This window comes from Sulfitobacter sp. EhC04 (assembly GCF_001650875.1).
Classification (GTDB): Bacteria; Pseudomonadota; Alphaproteobacteria; order Rhodobacterales; family Rhodobacteraceae; genus Sulfitobacter.
Genome location: NZ_LXYI01000045.1, coordinates 67,627 through 83,132, shown reverse-complemented (window position 1 = coordinate 83,132; position 15,506 = coordinate 67,627). Strand labels below are relative to the sequence as shown.

14 protein-coding genes are annotated in these 15,506 nt (G+C 62.4%); 10 read left to right on the top strand and 4 right to left on the bottom strand.

Annotated elements, in window-relative coordinates; all coding sequences use genetic code 11:
- The first annotated feature begins 15 nt into the window (after positions 1-15).
- From miaA to A8B82_RS17780, 5 genes are all read left to right on the top strand, one after another.
- Positions 16-888: a tRNA (adenosine(37)-N6)-dimethylallyltransferase MiaA gene (miaA, locus tag A8B82_RS17800; protein WP_067295462.1), complete on the top strand. Its 873-nt coding sequence runs from the start codon at positions 16-18 to the stop codon at positions 886-888.
- 84 nt (positions 889-972) lie between these two features.
- A complete protein-coding gene (locus A8B82_RS17795; protein WP_067295460.1) occupies positions 973-1,767 on the top strand; it encodes a helix-turn-helix domain-containing protein in 795 nt (264 codons plus the stop codon).
- A 309-nt stretch (positions 1,768-2,076) separates the two neighbouring features.
- Positions 2,077-3,162, top strand: coding sequence for an ABC transporter permease (locus A8B82_RS17790; protein WP_067295457.1), 1,086 nt, complete (start codon positions 2,077-2,079; stop codon positions 3,160-3,162).
- Between the two features lie 12 nt (positions 3,163-3,174).
- Positions 3,175-4,641 carry an ABC transporter permease gene (locus tag A8B82_RS17785; protein ID WP_067295455.1) on the top strand — a complete coding sequence of 489 codons (1,467 nt, stop codon included), beginning with the start codon at positions 3,175-3,177 and terminating at the stop codon, positions 4,639-4,641.
- 110 nt (positions 4,642-4,751) lie between these two features.
- Positions 4,752-6,842, top strand: coding sequence for a dipeptide ABC transporter ATP-binding protein (locus A8B82_RS17780; protein ID WP_067295453.1), 2,091 nt, complete (start codon positions 4,752-4,754; stop codon positions 6,840-6,842).
- 469 nt (positions 6,843-7,311) lie between these two features.
- Here A8B82_RS17780 and A8B82_RS17775 read toward each other — a convergent pair whose 3' ends face one another.
- Together A8B82_RS17775 and A8B82_RS17770 are read right to left on the bottom strand one after the other, a co-directional pair.
- Complete coding sequence (locus tag A8B82_RS17775; protein ID WP_067295450.1) at positions 7,312-7,839, bottom strand: hypothetical protein; 528 nt, start codon at positions 7,837-7,839, stop codon at positions 7,312-7,314.
- Between the two features lie 159 nt (positions 7,840-7,998).
- Positions 7,999-8,595, bottom strand: coding sequence for a lytic transglycosylase domain-containing protein (locus tag A8B82_RS17770; protein ID WP_067295448.1), 597 nt, complete (start codon positions 8,593-8,595; stop codon positions 7,999-8,001).
- A 192-nt stretch (positions 8,596-8,787) separates the two neighbouring features.
- Here A8B82_RS17770 and A8B82_RS17765 point away from each other — a divergent pair, with 192 nt between their 5' ends.
- On the top strand, positions 8,788-9,309 hold the full coding sequence (locus A8B82_RS17765; protein WP_067295445.1) for a single-stranded DNA-binding protein: 522 nt from the start codon (positions 8,788-8,790) through the stop codon (positions 9,307-9,309).
- 179 nt (positions 9,310-9,488) lie between these two features.
- On the opposite strand, the gene aroB is transcribed toward A8B82_RS17765, so the two are convergent.
- A complete protein-coding gene (aroB, locus tag A8B82_RS17760) occupies positions 9,489-10,601 on the bottom strand; it encodes a 3-dehydroquinate synthase (protein ID WP_067295442.1) in 1,113 nt (370 codons plus the stop codon).
- Complete coding sequence (locus A8B82_RS17755) at positions 10,594-11,169, bottom strand: shikimate kinase (protein WP_235604726.1); 576 nt, start codon at positions 11,167-11,169, stop codon at positions 10,594-10,596. Before A8B82_RS17755 ends, aroB begins: the two co-directional genes overlap by 8 nt.
- Positions 11,170-11,270: 101 nt before the next feature.
- On the opposite strand from A8B82_RS17755, the gene A8B82_RS24380 reads away from it, so the two are divergent.
- The 4 genes from A8B82_RS24380 (at position 11,271) to A8B82_RS17735 (ending at position 15,425) form a co-directional block, all read left to right on the top strand.
- Positions 11,271-11,420, top strand: coding sequence for a hypothetical protein (locus A8B82_RS24380; RefSeq protein ID WP_162841718.1), 150 nt, complete (start codon positions 11,271-11,273; stop codon positions 11,418-11,420).
- A 4-nt stretch (positions 11,421-11,424) separates the two neighbouring features.
- Positions 11,425-13,005 (top strand): hypothetical protein, encoded by a 1,581-nt coding sequence (locus A8B82_RS17745; RefSeq protein WP_235604725.1) that lies wholly within the window; start codon positions 11,425-11,427, stop codon positions 13,003-13,005.
- Positions 13,006-13,010: 5 nt separating this feature from the next.
- Positions 13,011-13,985, top strand: a complete 975-nt coding sequence (locus A8B82_RS17740) for a site-specific tyrosine recombinase XerD (protein WP_067295435.1) — start codon at positions 13,011-13,013, stop codon at positions 13,983-13,985.
- A gap of 132 nt (positions 13,986-14,117) precedes the next feature.
- Positions 14,118-15,425, top strand: a complete 1,308-nt coding sequence (locus tag A8B82_RS17735) for an HlyC/CorC family transporter (protein WP_067295433.1) — start codon at positions 14,118-14,120, stop codon at positions 15,423-15,425.
- The last annotated feature ends 81 nt before the right edge of the window (positions 15,426-15,506 follow it).

Genomic DNA, 15,506 nt, shown 5'->3' with positions numbered 1-15,506 from the left:
AGGTTCAGACAAGAAATGTCCTTTACCGAAGTTTTACGCGGCTTGTCGCCGGAAATGCCGGTGTTGATCGCAGGCCCCACCGCAAGCGGCAAATCGGCGCTGGCGCTGGACATCGCGCAGGATCAGGGCGGCGTTATCGTGAACGCGGATGCCAGCCAGGTCTATGACTGCTGGCATGTGATCACGGCACGGCCGAGTGCCGAGGAGGAGGCGGCGGCCCCGCACCTGCTTTATGGCCATGTCGCCGCGACACAACCCTATTCGACGGGCCATTGGCTGCGCGAGGTCGCGGGCATTCTGAACGCCGGACAAAGGCCGATCATCACCGGCGGCACCGGGCTTTACTTCAAGGCGCTGACCGAAGGGCTGGCCGATATTCCTGCCACGCCCGAGGAGGTCCGGCATCGGGCCGACGGGATGGATCTGGACAGCCTGCTGGCGGGGATCGATGCCGAAACCGCCTCCGGGATCGACACGGGCAACCGCGCGCGGGTGCAGCGCGCCTGGGAAGTGCAGCAGGCCACGGGCCGGGGGCTGGCCGCCTGGCAGGCGCAGACCGGTGCGCCACTGCTTCCTGCAACGCAGGCCCGCCGGATCGTATTTGATGTCGACCGCGATTGGCTGAACGCCCGGATCGCGCGGCGCTTTGACCAGATGATCGCGCTGGGCGCGCTGGAGGAAGTCCGCCGCGTCGCGCCAGTTTATGACCCTGCCCTGCCCGCGCACCGCGCCATCGGGGTGCCGGAACTGATGGCGCATCTGGCGGGCGACTTGACGCTGGATCAGTCGCGCGAACGTGCGGTGATCGCCACCCGGCAATTCGCCAAGCGCCAGCGGACATGGATGCGGTCGAAAATGGCGGACTGGCATAGGGTGACGCCGCATTAACCTGCCCACTTTACTTTTTTCAACTTTCGGTCAAGGTAGTTGGGTGTAAGCCGCTCTTCAACATTATCAAATGCGACCATCGCCATGAACTTTGCCCTTTCCGACATCAAGGTGATGACCCTGCCCCAGCTTACCGGCGGACAGGACTGGCGGCTGCTGCTGGCGCAGGACCGTCCGCATCACCTGCTGATCTGGATCACGCGGGGCCAGGGCCGCGCGCTGCTGGACGGGCAGCGGCGTGGCGTGGGCACGCATAATGCGCTCTGGGTGCCGCAGGGGTCGCTCTTTGCGCTGGATCCGGGGCGTCAGGGCATGGCGCAGGCGGTGATTGTGCCGCCCGGCACGCCGTTGCGCCTGCCCGAAATGCCGCGTCATTTGCGCATCCGGGATGTGGCGGTGCAGAGCGAACTCAGCGGGTTGATCGAAGCCGCCGCCCGCGAACTGCAAAAGGACCGCCCCCTGTCCCAGGACGCGGCAGAAGCCCATGCCGCGCTGATCTCTGTCTGGCTGCGCCGACAGATCATGCTGGAGGAACATGTGCCGCCGCGCCGCAATGCCGCCGCCCGGCTGAGCAAGCTCTATTGCGATCTGTTGCCGCACCGCTTCCGCAGCGGCGCGTCTATGTCGGATTATGCCGGGACACTGGGTGTCACCCCCACGCATCTGACACGGGCGGTCAGGGCCGCGACCGGCAAGACGGCGGCGGACCTGCTGACCGAACGGGTGCTGGCAGAGGCGCGTCACCTGCTGATCGAAACCCGCCAACCCGCGCAGGACATCGCCCGCCACCTCGGTTTTGGCTCTGCCGCCTACTTCACCCGTTTCATGCAACAGCATACCGGCCAGCCGCCTAGCAAGCTGCGCGGCGCCACGCGGTAGCAACTGGATCGCCCCGATACCCCTATGCGTGCGGGTCGCTTTTGGGAAAGTTGCATGTCGCAAAAAGACCATCAAGAGGCGGAAGATGACATTGACCTTGGGGGCCTCTTCATGCCTTCATACCAGACATCAGATGTGCACAAGACACATATACGACGGTCGGGCACAACCGCGCCGCGTGAGGGGAAGACCAAAAAAAGACGCATCCTCCCGCGCTGATGCCGCCGCCCGTCTTGAAAGTTCGAAAGGCCCATGGGCCAAACCAAAAACCGGTGGGCAAACCCGCCGCGCCACCAACAGGGGCACTGAATGGGACTATTTATTCTGCGTCGGCTGGGCGTGATGATACTGACGGCATTGTGCCTGACATTCATCGTGTTCTGGCTGACCAATCTATATCCGAACCTCGAAAAGCTCGCCAAGACGCAAGGCAACTTCCGCATGTCGGACGAGGCCGTGACCTCCTATCTCGGGGACCGGGGCTATCTGCAACCATTGCCGGTGAAATTTGGTCAATGGCTGGGGGTACTGCCGGGCTGGGTGACGGAGAAACCGGAAGGCAAGACCTTTGGCCGCTGTTTCGCGGCCGGCACCCCCGACATCGCGCGCCCGACCCGCTGTGGCATCCTTCAGGGTGACTGGGGGTTCTCCACCGTCTTCAGGGAACCGGTGGGCGGCACGGTCCTGACCCGTCTGGCGCTGACCGGCAAGCTGATGCTCTGCGTGCTGTTGCTGATGGTGCCCTCTGCCCTGCTGGTGGGGGTGCTGGCGGGCATGCGGGAAGGATCGAAACTGGATCGGTCCCTGTCGACCTTTTCCATCGCCACCACGGCAACGCCTGAATATGTGTCGGGTGTGATCTTTATCGCGGTGCTGGCCTCTTCCAAGTTCGGATTGTCGCCGCTGCTGAACGACTGGGGGCTGATCGACAGCAAGACGCTGTTTCTGGGCTCTGCCACCTCTGCCATGGCGGATGCGACCTTCTGGAATTTCTTCCTGCCGGTGCTGACCATCTCGCTTTATGGCATGGGCTATATCGCTCGGATGACACGCGCCTCGATGACCGAGGTGATGACGGCGCAATATATCCGGACGGCGCGCCTGAAGGGCGTGAAATTCTCCGATATCGTGTTGAAACATGCGCTGCGCAACGCGCTGATCGCGCCATTCACCGTGATCATGCTGCAGATCCCCTGGCTGCTGAACGGCGTGGTGATCGTGGAAACCCTGTTCAACTACAAGGGGTTCGGGTGGCTTCTGGTGCAGGCGGCGGGCAACAACGACATCGAATTGCTGCTGGCGGTCTCGGTTGTCTCGGTTGCGGTGGTGCTGCTGACGCAGCTCATTTCCGACATCGGGTATGTCTATCTCAACCCGCGCATCCGCATCGCCTGAAGGAGCTTTGACATGGAACCATTGACATGGACGGGCTCGCTTTCGGGGCTCAACATCATCTTCTACCTTCTGGTCGGGCTGCTGGCGCTGGCAATTGTCGTGCAGATCCTCGCCGCTTTCGTGCCGGACAGTTCGGCGCGCGCGGTCAGCGCCGACGGCACCCTGGCCGGCAGCACCGGTCTGGCCGGTTTCCTCAACCAGATCATCGGCTGGCTGTTCTACGGGGTGATCGCGCTGATCCTGATCTACCTGGTCGGGGGCATCTTCATGGGGCCTGCGGCAGGGATATTCGGCGCCATGGCCCAGCAGATGATCCCGGTCTGGATTGCGCTGGTCGTCACCTTTGCGCTGTCGATCACCTACAAACGCAAGCTGGGCCTCTATGGCAAGCTGTTCGACAGCACCGTTGGCATGATCGGTTTTGCCATCGTGATGTTCTGGGTGTTTACCGGCATTCTGGGCGGTGGCTTTGATCTGCTGGTGACCCATGACAGCCTGAGCCAGGTGTCCGGCATGAAGAACAAACTGCCCGGCACGCCGCTGGCGCGGGCCGAGGAAGGCGAATACGCGTGGTTTCTGCTGGGCGGCGACAACCTGGCGCGCGATGTGTTCTCGCGGCTGATCAAAGGCTCCTGGGTGGTGGTCAAGATCGCACCCTTTGCGACGCTGTTTGCCTTCATGGTGGGGATCACGCTGGGCCTGCCTGCCGGATATTACGGCGGTCGGCTGGACACCTTCCTGAGCTTTCTGGCCAACCTGATCCTGGCCTTCCCGGTGATCTTGCTGTTCTACCTGCTGGTCACGCCGGAGATCGTGCTGACCGGCATTCCCAACTACATGGCGCTGTTCCTGTTTGTCTTTCCGCTGATCTTCCTTGCGATCCTGCTGAATTCGCGGTTCTACACGCAACCGTCGTTCCGCACGCCGCTGCTGATCGTCGTTCTGGGGATTGGCACCTGGTTCTACCTTGCGCTGGTGTCCAGCAACGGCACCATTGTGGAAACGCCGACCTATGTCATTCCGGGGCTGCCTGTTTTTCTTGATCCCTTCGATCTGGGGCCGGGCATTCTGGTGGTCTTTGTCTCGGTCGTCTTTGTGAACGCGCCCACCGTGTTCCGGATCGTCCGGGGCCTCGCGCTGGACATCAAGACGCGCGACTATGTGGCGGCGGCGCAGACGCGGGGCGAAGGCCCGTGGTACATCATGCTGTGGGAGATCCTGCCCAACGCGCGCGGCCCGCTGATCGTCGATTTCTGCCTGCGGATCGGATACACCACGATCCTGCTGGGCACGCTGGGCTTCTTTGGCCTGGGACTGGAATCGGAAAGCCCGGACTGGGGCAGCACGATCAACGCCGGGCGGCGGCTGCTGTCGCTTTATCCCCATGCGGCGATTGCCCCTGCGGTAGCCTTGTTGACGCTGGTGCTGGGGCTGAACCTGCTGGCAGACGGGTTGCGTGAGGAATCCTTGCGGGATTGATCCAGACGAGAGTTCCGGGGGTTCTACCCCCGGACCCCCGGGAATATTTATGGCCAAAAAGAGCGACAAGGGTTTCTCTGGTTCGGCCGCTCCAACAAGGAGAGACAAGAATGGTAAAAGAAAAGTATGACGGGCCGATCCTTGAGATCGACAAGCTGTCGATTTCGTTCTTTACCCGGTTGCGGGAAATCCCGGCGGTGATGGATTTCTCGGCCTCGGTGATGCCGGGAGAGGCACTGGGGCTGGTGGGAGAATCCGGCTGCGGCAAATCCACCGTGGCGTTGGGGGTGATGCAGGACCTTGGCAAGAACGGGCGCATCGTGGGCGGGTCGATCAAGTTCAAGGGCCGCGATCTGGGCGAGATGAGCGATGACGAGCTGCGCGACATTCGCGGCAGCGAGATCGCGATGATCTATCAGGAGCCGATGGCATCGCTGAACCCGGCCATGCGGATCGGCAAGCAGCTGATGGAAGTGCCGATGATCCATGCGGGCATGTCCGAAAAGGACGCCTATGACCGCGCCTTGCAGGTGGTGACGGATGTGAAACTGCCGGACCCGGAGCGCATCCTCAAGGCCTATCCGCACCAGCTTTCGGGCGGCCAGCAGCAGCGCATCGTGATCGCGATGGCGCTGATGTCGGAACCGTCGCTGCTGATCCTGGACGAGCCGACAACCGCGCTTGACGTGACCGTGGAGGCGGCGGTGGTCGAACTGGTCAAGGACCTGGGCAAGAAATACGGCACCTCGATGCTGTTCATCAGCCACAACCTCGGGCTGGTGCTGGAAACCTGCGACCGGATCTGCGTGATGTATTCCGGCGAAGCGGTGGAGCGCGGCAGCATCGAGGATGTCTTTGACGAGATGCAGCACCCCTATACCCAGGCGCTGTTCCGGTCGATCCCCCTGCCCGGCGCCGACAAGAACGCGCGCCCGCTGATTGCCATTCCCGGCAACTTTCCCCTGCCTCATGAGCGCCCGCCGGGCTGCAATTTCGGCCCGCGCTGTGACTATTTCGAGGCCGGGCGCTGTGATCAGGGCACCATTCCGATGTCGGTGATCGGCGGCGAAGACCGGCACCACACCCGCTGCGTGAAATATGACGAAATCGACTGGAACGCGCCGTTGGAACTGGCCGCGACCAAGACCAAGGGCGAGGTCGGGGATGTGGTCCTGAAAATGGACAAGCTCAAGAAATACTACAAGGTGGCGGCCAACGCGATGTTCGGCGGCGGCGACACCAAGGTGGTGAAGGCCAACGAAGAGTTGACCTTTGAAGCGCGCGAGAGCGAGACGCTGGCGATCGTGGGCGAATCCGGCTGCGGCAAATCCACCTTTGCCAAGGTCCTGATGGGGCTTGAGACAGCGACCGAGGGCCAGGTGCTGCTGGACAACCAGAACATCGGCGACGTGCCCATCGAAAAGCGCAGCACAAAGAACGTGGCGGATGTGCAGATGGTGTTCCAGAACCCGTTCGACACGCTGAACCCGTCGATGACGGTGGGGCGGCAGATCGTGCGGGCGCTGGAAATCTTCCGCATCGGTAACAATGAAAAGGACCGCTGGCAGCGGATGCTGGAACTGCTGGATCTGGTGAAACTGCCGCGTGAATTCGCCACCCGGATGCCGCGCCAACTGTCCGGCGGGCAGAAGCAGCGTGTCGGCATCGCACGGGCCTTTGCCGGTGATGCACGCATCGTGGTGGCGGATGAACCGGTGTCGGCGCTGGACGTGTCCGTGCAGGCCGCCGTGACCGACCTGCTGATGGAAATCCAGCGTCAGCACAAGACGACGCTTCTTTTCATCAGTCACGATCTGAGCATCGTGCGCTATCTCAGCGACCGGGTGATGGTGATGTACCTGGGCCATGTGGTCGAACTGGGCAGCACCGATCAGGTGTTCTCGCCCCCCTATCACCCCTATACGGAAGCCTTGCTGTCGGCGGTGCCGATTGCGGATACAAGGGTCAAGAAAAAGCACATTGTGCTTGAGGGCGACATCCCGTCAGCGATGAACCCGCCGCCCGGCTGTCCGTTCCAGACAAGGTGCCGCTGGAAATCCCAGGTGCCGGGCAATCTGTGTGAAAGGGAAGTGCCGCCGCAGCGGACCATGGCCGACGGTCACCAGATCAAATGCCACCTGTCCGACGCCCAGTTCAGCGAGATGGAGCCGGTGATCGAAATCACCGTGGCCGCCGAATAAAGCGTTTCGGGGAATGGTTTAGGCTCTGGACCCATTAATCTTATATGCTCAGCGGCGATTTCACGAAATTTCAAGGGTTTGGGGCGTGCTGCCAATAGTGGTTCTATTTGAAAACGACCCAAGACGTTGAAATGAAGTGAAATCGCCGCCCTTCGGGTTTGACGGATTTTCCCGCAGCCTGCGTCACATCTGCTTGAAATAGAACCACTATTCTTGCGCAGATGCTTCTTGTCTGCGAAAAACCTGGCAAACTGAGCATGTACGATTAATGGGTCCAGAGCCTAAGCACAAGCATCGCAAATGTCCTGAGAACGCAAAGCGTGGCAAGGTATTTGCGATTCAACATTTTCCCGAAACGCGCCCGCAGAAAAAGGGCGCGTACCGGGGGAAGTGGTGCGCGCCCGAGGTCGAAAAAGACCTCTGATCAGACCGGCGGGGGAATGGGTGCCGGACTGAAGGAGAAGATGGTTTACCGCGTCACGGTATCGCCACCGGTGTTCACATTGCCCAGTTCCTCTGCAACGCGATCGGCGAAGGCCCCGATCATAACGTTGTAGAAATCATCCGTCGAAGGTTGGATCAGCACCGTGCCCTCTGGCACCGGCGTGTCGGCGGCGAGAGCCGCAATGCTTACCGGAAACGACCGGCTGCCCGTGCTGGTGCCATCCGCCTCGATGGAAACCACACCCTCCAATTCGTTGAATTCACCGGCATCGTTCAACATCATGTTGCCGTTCAGCGATACCTTGCGCACGTCCACCTTGATCCGGCTGTCAGCGGCATCCGACGAGGTCGGCACGCGCTCGGCGATGGCAGCCTGAAGGTCGGTTGCGATCTCGGGGAACTTCTCGGCCGCATTGGTGTCGGTTGCGGCGGCATAGGTGGTGCCGACGTCAATCGCCGAGATCGGCGGCAGGTCTGCTGCACCGGCATAGCTGCTCAGGGCGAACAGGCTGACGCCAGCGGCCAGACCCAGTTTTTTCATATGTTTGAACATCTTGTGCTCCTCATGTTTTTGCGCGGCGCAGGCCGGATGATCCGAACCTGCGGCGCTCTGAGCAGACAACACCGTCGCGTATGGAAAGGTTCCCCCCGGTGGCGGACCTTTGCCGTAGAGCCTTGGCTTGAAATGACATTATCCCTTTGAAACAGTATCTTACTGTCCCAATATGACCTTCACGTAATTCCGTGTCTCGGCGTAGGGTGGGACGCCGCCGTATTTCTGCACGGCCCCCGGACCGGCATTGTAGGCGGCCAGCGCCAACTGCCAGTCCCCGAAGGTGCTGTATTGTTGCTTGAGGTATCGCGCGCCGCCTTCGAGGTTCTGCGCCGGGTCGGAGGGATCGACCCGCAGCCGCGCGGCCGTGCCCGGCATCAGCTGCGCCAGCCCCAGGGCGCCCTTGTGCGACACTGCATTGTGGTTCCAGCCGCTTTCCTGCTGCACCAGACGCAGGAACAGATCGACCGGCACGCCGTGGCGCGTCGCCGCTTCGCGCGCGATGATCAAAAACTGGCCTTTGTATTTGCCGTTGTATTTCGGCGTGTCCCACTTTGTCGGGGTGTTGACGGTGGGGGGCTGCAACCGGACAGAGGCCGAATATTGCTTGGACGCCCGATTATCGAGCAGGTTCTTCTGCGATTTGAAAAGCGCACGGCGGTTGCTGGAAGAGAACACATCCGCATCCGCTGATGGCGTGCTGCCAAGAACAAGGCTGGCTGCGCCAAGGGCCGCCACAAATATCGTTCTGCGCATTCCCCGCGCTCCCGCCTGTTTGTTTTGGGCACCCTATACCAAACCAGGCTCATGGCACCAGACCCCGTTTCAAGGGATATCAGGGTGGAAACCTGATGTTAACCGTGATCCAGCCAGTTTATAAGCGACCAACGGCCCTTGCGGATTCGCAACCGGGCGTGCGACATAAGCTGCGACAACAAAGGGGGCAATATGGCCGGCTCAGTGAACAAAGTGATCCTTATCGGTAACCTGGGGCGCGATCCCGAAGTGCGATCGTTCCAGAACGGGGGCAAGGTCTGCAACCTGCGGATCGCCACTTCCGAGACATGGAAGGACCGCAATACCGGCGAGCGCCGCGAAAAGACCGAATGGCATTCTGTGGCCATCTTTCAGGAAGGACTCGTGCGCATCGCTGAGCAATATCTGAAAAAAGGGTCCAAGGTGTATATCGAAGGCCAGTTGCAAACCCGCAAATGGCAGGACCAGTCGGGCCAGGACCGGTATTCCACCGAAGTTGTGCTGCAAGGTTTCGGCGGCACCCTGACCATGCTGGACGGTCGCGACAGCGGCGGTTCGGGCGGCGGATATGGCGGCGGCGGGTCCTCCTCAGGCGGGGATTACGGCGGCGGCTATGAGGGCGGCGGTTACGACAGCGGCGGCTCCTCTTCCGGCGGCAGTGGTGGCGGTGGCGGTGGCGGCTCGCGCGATCTGGACGACGAAATTCCGTTCTGATGAACGACACTGCCGTCCGCGCGCTTGATCTCACGGACGCGGCGCAGGATATGATACATTACAGTGTCCCGCCTTTAACCTGATACACTCCGTATCGCCGATGTCCCGAGAGCGCGGCAGGGTATCGGCGATTCAAGTTTAAGGCGGGGCGCTTTAAGATGAGCGGCTGGCGGCCCGACCTACCGGGCCGCCAGCGCTTCGCGCAACTGTTCCAGCACCGTATCACGCGGCACGTCGCTGGTGACAAAGGCATCCCCGATCCCGCGCGCCAGCACAAAGTGCAGTTTGCCGTCCATCACCTTCTTGTCCTGCCCCATCAGATCCAGCAGCGCCTCGGCCCCCGGCAGATCACCGTCGATGTCGGCCAGGTCGGTCTTCATCCCCATCGCCTTGAGATGCGCGCGCACCCGGCTGGGGTCTTCCTGCGCGCAAAGACCCAGCCGGGCGGACAATTCGAACGCCATCGCGCAGCCAATCGCGACCCCCTCGCCATGCATCAGCCGGTTGCCATAGCCGGTCGCGGCCTCCAGCGCGTGACAGAAGGTATGGCCAAGATTCAAAAGCGCCCGATCGCCCTGCTCCGTCTCGTCGCGGATGACGATATCGGCCTTCATCTGCACGGAGCGCTGCACGGCCTTCACACGGGCCCCGCCATCGCCGCGGGCAAGTTGTGGCCCCTGCGCCTCCAGCCAGTCGAAAAACGCGGCATCCCCCAACAGCCCGTATTTCACGACCTCACCATAACCGGCCAGGAAATCGCGGGGTGTCAGTGTGTCCAGCAGGGCGGTATCGGCCAGCACCAGCGCCGGTTGGTGAAACGCGCCGACAAGGTTCTTGCCATGGGTAGTGTTGATCCCGGTCTTGCCGCCCACCGAACTGTCCACCTGCGCCAGCAATGACGTGGGGATCTGCACAAAGCGCACCCCGCGCCGCAGGATGGCCGCGGCAAAGCCCACCAGATCGCCGATTACCCCACCGCCAAAGGCAATCACGACATCGCGCCGCTCGACCTTTTGGGTCAGCAGCCATTCGGTACAGCGGATCAGGTTGTCCCAGTTCTTGGTCCCCTCGCCGGGCGAGAGCTGCAGCGCCTCCATCGTGATGCCCTGCGCCGCAAGACCCGCGCGCAGGCTGTCCAGATGCAGCCCCGCCACGGTTTCATCGGTGATCACCGTGACATGCGGACGGCCCAGCAGCGGTGCAATCAACGCACCGGCCTCTTGCAGCAGGTCCGGCCCGATCACAACATCATAGGCCCGCCCCGGAAGGGCGACATTCACGATCTCACGCATCTTGCGTCTCCAATACATCCGGCCGGTCAGCCAGGGCCGCAATCACCCGCGTCGCCATCGCCTCGATGCTCAGAGACGGCATGCAGATGACTGAAATATCGGCTTTTTCATAAACAGGGACCCGCGCGCGATAGATTTCGGCCAAAGTCCCATAGGGGTTTGGGGTGCGCAGCAGCGGGCGGCTTTCCTTGTGGCGCACGCGCTGCCAGAGCAGCGCAAGGTCCGCATTGAGCCAGAGCGATACACCATGACGCGAGATCATTTCCCGGTTGCCTTCCGCCAGAAAGGCCCCGCCGCCGGTGGACAGGATGCAGCGCTCTTGCCGGAGCAGCCGTCCGATCACCTCGGATTCGCGCTTGCGAAAGAAGGCCTCGCCGTCGCGTTCAAAAATCTCGGGCACGCTCAGGTTGGCGGCAGTCTCGATTTCCGCATCGCTGTCGAGGAACGGCACAGCAAGGCGCGCGGCCACCGCGCGGCCCACTGCCGTCTTGCCCGCGCCCATCATACCGACCAGTACAACCGTCTTGTTCAGACGATATTCGGGATGATGCCTTTCGCCGTCGGCCATGGTTTGCTCAATTCCGCTCATTTTGCCTTGAATGACGTGATCTTGTCGAAAAGGCCATATATAGATTGCATAACAAATCGGAAACCGAGCAGGCAGAATTCATGGGCAGATTGATCAAGTTTTTGATATTCCTACTAATCGTCGGATTTATCGGGCTGGCTGGCTATGCCTATGTCGGTCCGTTCTTCGGCGCGGAGTTTGCGCCACCTCAGGTTGAAATGCGTGAACCCGTCACACTTTCCGGGCAATAGAGCCTTGCGCGGGGACATTTGGAAATCGCGTGCCCTTGGTGCGCTGCTTTTATGTGCGGCGCTTGGGGCGGGCCCAGTTTCGGCACAGAGCAGGGCGCAGGAATCGCCGCTGTCGGTCATCGACTGGCTTGGCACCCAGGCCACGCCGCAACCCGCGGCGCGGCGCCAGCCGAACAGGGCCAATCCGAACGAAGCGCCGGTGACAAAATCGGCGCTGCCGCCCAGGGTCACGGTATCCCCGCTGGGCGTCGGATCGCCCCGTGCCATCGGGCTGGTGCCGAACACGGTCACCGGACTGCCGCAAAACCTCTGGTCGGGCAGCACCGCTGAGGATCTGATCGACCAGATCGAGGACTTGCCGGAACTGCGCCTGCCCGCCGCGCAATCGCTGCTTTACACCGTTCTGCTGGCGGAGGCCTTTGCGCCGCAGGGCGACGGGCACGCGGGCGATGAACTGGCGCTTGCGCGGGTGCGCAAACTGATCCGGCTGGGCGCACTGGACCCGGCCCTGTCGCTGATCGAACAGGCCGGTGTGACCACCTCGCCCGAACATTTCGACCTCTGGATGGACATCAGCCTGTTGAGCGGAACCGAAGACCGCGCCTGTGACGTGCTGGGTGTCTCGCCGCATCTGACGCGCAACTACGCCACGCGTATCTTCTGTGCCGCCCGCGCCAGCAACTGGGACAATGCCGCGCTCACCTTTGGCTCCGCACAGGCGCTGGAATTGCTGCCGCAGGAACAGCTTGCCCTGCTGGACCGGTTCCTGCACCCGGAGGAATTCGAAGGTGCGCCACCCCTGCCGGCCCCGCGCAGCATGGACCCGCTGAGCTTTCGATTGTTCGAAACCATTGGCGAGCCGATGCCCACCGGCACCCTGCCCCGGCCCTATGCGGTGGCCGATCTGCGCGACATCGCGGGATGGAAGGCGCAGCTTGAAGCGGCAGAGCGTCTGACGCGGGCCGGTGCGCTGCCGGACAACCGGCTTCTGGGTCTTTATACCGACCGCGCGCCCGCCGCATCCGGGGGGGTCTGGGACCGCGTTCGGGACCTGCAGCGGTTTGAGACCGCCCTGGCCACTAGCAGCCCCGATGCGGTGGCAAAGACATTGCCGGCGGTCTGGATCGGCATGCAGGAAGCCGGGCTTGAGGTCGCTTTTGCCACCCTCTTTGCCGAAGGCCTGTCCAAGATCGCGCTCGAAGGACGCGCGGCGCGGATCGCATTCGATGTCTGCATGTTGTCACCCCTTTACGAGGTGGCGGCGACGACCCCGTCCAAGGACATCGCAAATACCGCGCTCCTGCGGGCCATCGCACGGGGAGAGGCCCCGGCGGCAAGGCCGGAGGGTGCCCTGCCCGGTGCGATCCATGACGCGTTCAAGGGCGCGCCGCCGCGTGAACATCTGGTGGCCGGGGCACGCGACAACCGTCTGGGTGAAGTCATCCTTCAGGTTCTTGCAATGTTGCAAAAGGGCGCGCAGGGCGACACCACCGCAATGCGCGATGCGCTGGCCACCCTGCGGGCCCTGGGGCTGGAAGACACCGCCCGGCGCGCCGCCCTCCAATCCCTCCTGCTGGAGCGTTGAGCCCGATGCAAACGCCGACCTTTCACTGGATTTCGACCTTTCTGGAGGCGCAGGCCGCCGAATTGGGGGCCTCCACCAATACGCAGCTTGCCTATGGCCGCGACCTCAAGGATTTCGACGCCTATCTTGACCGCAGGCACCTCGATTTCCTGTCTGCGACGCGCGGCACGGTGGAGGACTATCTGGTTCATTGCGATGCGCAGGGGCTGGCCAAATCCACCCGCGCGCGGCGGCTGTCGGCTATCAAGCAACTTTACCGCTTTGCCTTTGAAGAAGGGCTGCGCAGTGACAATCCGGCAATCCAGATCTCCGGCCCCGGCCAGGACAAACGCCTGCCCAAGATCCTGAGCGAGGCCGAGGTGGACGCGCTGCTGGAGGCCGCGCGCGCCTCTGGCCGGTCGCAGTCCGACCAATGCCGCAACACCTGTCTGATGGAACTGCTTTATGCCACCGGCATGCGGGTCAGCGAGCTGGTCAGCCTGCCGATTGCCGCCACCCGTGGCGATCCGCGCCTGCTGCTGATCATGGGCAAGGGCGGCAAGGAACGCATGGTGCCGCTGTCCCCACCCGCCCGCACGGCGCTGGCGGAATGGCTGGTGCTGCGCGACCGTCTGGACGAGGACGCGCGGGCCAAACGGCTGCCGCTCTCGCGTTTCCTGTTCCCCTCGCGCGGCAAGCTGGGGCATCTGACCCGGCACCGGTTCTACCTGCTGATCAAGGAATTCGCGGTCGCGGGCGGCGTGAACCCTGCGAAAGTCACCCCGCACACCCTGCGACATGCTTTTGCCACCCACCTGCTGGCCAATGGCGCCGACCTGCGCGCGATCCAGACCATGCTGGGCCACGCCGATGTCGCCACCACCGAAATCTATACCCATGTTCTGGAAGAACGCCTGTCGGAACTGGTGCTGGAGCATCACCCGCTGGCGAAGGACGGCACCCGCAAACCCATGGGCAAGATAACTTCGGAGGGCCAGTAGCCCGCCAGCAGCGCCCCGTGCCGCTCTCTCGAATACTGATGCCGTTTGTTGCCCAATCTTGCCTCCTGCCCTTGAATGGGGCATGGCGGATCATCATAGTCCGACAGACACATCATATGGATACCAACCGAAATGGAAACCGGCACGACGCTGTTCGACAGCGCATTCTGGATTAGCTGCAGCATCATTCTGCTCCTTCTTATCCTTTCGGGGTTCTTTTCGGGGTCCGAGACGGCGCTGACCGCCGCCTCGCGCGGCAAGCTGCGCGCACAGGCGGACAAGGGCTCGCGCGGCGCGGAACGTGCGCTGAAGATCACCGAAGACAACGAAAGGCTGATCGGTTCTGTCCTGCTGGGCAACAACCTGGTCAACATCCTGGCGGCCTCTCTGGCCACCGCGCTCTTCACCCGGTTGTTCGGGGAAAGCGGCGTGGCGCTGGCCACGCTGGTGATGACACTGCTGGTGCTGGTCTTTTCCGAGGTGTTGCCCAAGACCTATGCAATCACCAATGCCGAAACCGCCGCTGCCCTTGTGTCGCGCCCGATTGCGCTGGTGGTGCTGGTGTTCTCGCCCGTGGTCTCTGCCGTGCGCTTTTTTGTGCGCGGGGTGCTGCGGCTTTTGGGCGTGACCGTGGACCCTGACAGCAACATCCTTGCGGTGCGCGAGGAAATCGCGGGCGCGTTGCAACTGGGCCATTCCGAAGGGGTGGTGGAAAAGGAAGACCGCGACCGCATCCTGGGGGCGCTCGACCTGCGCGAGCGCGCGGTGGAAGAGATCATGCTGCACCGTTCGGGGATCGAGATGATCGACGCGGACATGCCGCCGCAGGAGATCCTCCAGCAATGTCTGGAATCCAACCACACCCGCCTGCCGGTCTATCGCGAGGATCAGGAGAACATCATCGGTGTGATCCACGCCAAGGATCTGCTGCGCGCGATGTACAAACTGATCGGCGGACCGGATGGCGATGCCTCTGCGCTGAAAAACTTCGATGTCTCGACCGTGGCGATGAAACCCTACTTCGTCCCGGAAACCTCGACGCTGGACGAACAAATGCGCCAGTTCCTGCGCCGCCGCACGCATTTCGCGCTGGTGGTGGATGAATACGGCTCGCTTCAGGGGCTGATCACGCTGGAGGACATCCTGGAAGAGATCGTGGGCGAGATCACCGATGAATTCGACCCCGATGGGGAACATCTTCTGGCACCGGGCGAGGACGGTCACTACTACGTCGATGGTGCCATGACGATCCGCGACCTGAACCGCGCCACCGACTGGTCCCTGCCCGATGACGAGGCGAACACGCTGGCGGGGCTTGTGATCCACGAGGCGCAGATGATCCCGACGCCGGGCCAGGTGTTTTCCTTTCACGGGTTCCGGTTCGAGGTGATGGCCCGCGACGGCAACCGGATCACGCAGTTGAAGATCAGGCCGCTATAGGCGCAGCGCCGCGCGCGGGTGGAAATTAACTGCCATGGGGCCTTGCCCTCGGCGCTGAACGCGGTAGGTCTGCAACCGTGA

Coding starts and splice junctions, on each gene's coding strand:
- A8B82_RS17735 (WP_067295433.1), top strand. CDS start 14,118: ATGGAAACCGGCACGACGCTGTTCGACAGCGCATTCTGGATTAGCTGC.
- A8B82_RS17795 (WP_067295460.1), top strand. CDS start 973: ATGAACTTTGCCCTTTCCGACATCAAGGTGATGACCCTGCCCCAGCTT.
- aroB (WP_067295442.1), bottom strand. CDS start 10,601: ATGCGTGAGATCGTGAATGTCGCCCTTCCGGGGCGGGCCTATGATGTT.
- miaA (WP_067295462.1), top strand. CDS start 16: ATGTCCTTTACCGAAGTTTTACGCGGCTTGTCGCCGGAAATGCCGGTG.
- A8B82_RS17755 (WP_235604726.1), bottom strand. CDS start 11,169: ATGGCCGACGGCGAAAGGCATCATCCCGAATATCGTCTGAACAAGACG.
- A8B82_RS17775 (WP_067295450.1), bottom strand. CDS start 7,839: ATGTTCAAACATATGAAAAAACTGGGTCTGGCCGCTGGCGTCAGCCTG.
- A8B82_RS17765 (WP_067295445.1), top strand. CDS start 8,788: ATGGCCGGCTCAGTGAACAAAGTGATCCTTATCGGTAACCTGGGGCGC.
- A8B82_RS17790 (WP_067295457.1), top strand. CDS start 2,077: ATGGGACTATTTATTCTGCGTCGGCTGGGCGTGATGATACTGACGGCA.
- A8B82_RS17740 (WP_067295435.1), top strand. CDS start 13,011: ATGCAAACGCCGACCTTTCACTGGATTTCGACCTTTCTGGAGGCGCAG.
- A8B82_RS17785 (WP_067295455.1), top strand. CDS start 3,175: ATGGAACCATTGACATGGACGGGCTCGCTTTCGGGGCTCAACATCATC.
- A8B82_RS17780 (WP_067295453.1), top strand. CDS start 4,752: ATGGTAAAAGAAAAGTATGACGGGCCGATCCTTGAGATCGACAAGCTG.
- A8B82_RS24380 (WP_162841718.1), top strand. CDS start 11,271: ATGGGCAGATTGATCAAGTTTTTGATATTCCTACTAATCGTCGGATTT.
- A8B82_RS17770 (WP_067295448.1), bottom strand. CDS start 8,595: ATGCGCAGAACGATATTTGTGGCGGCCCTTGGCGCAGCCAGCCTTGTT.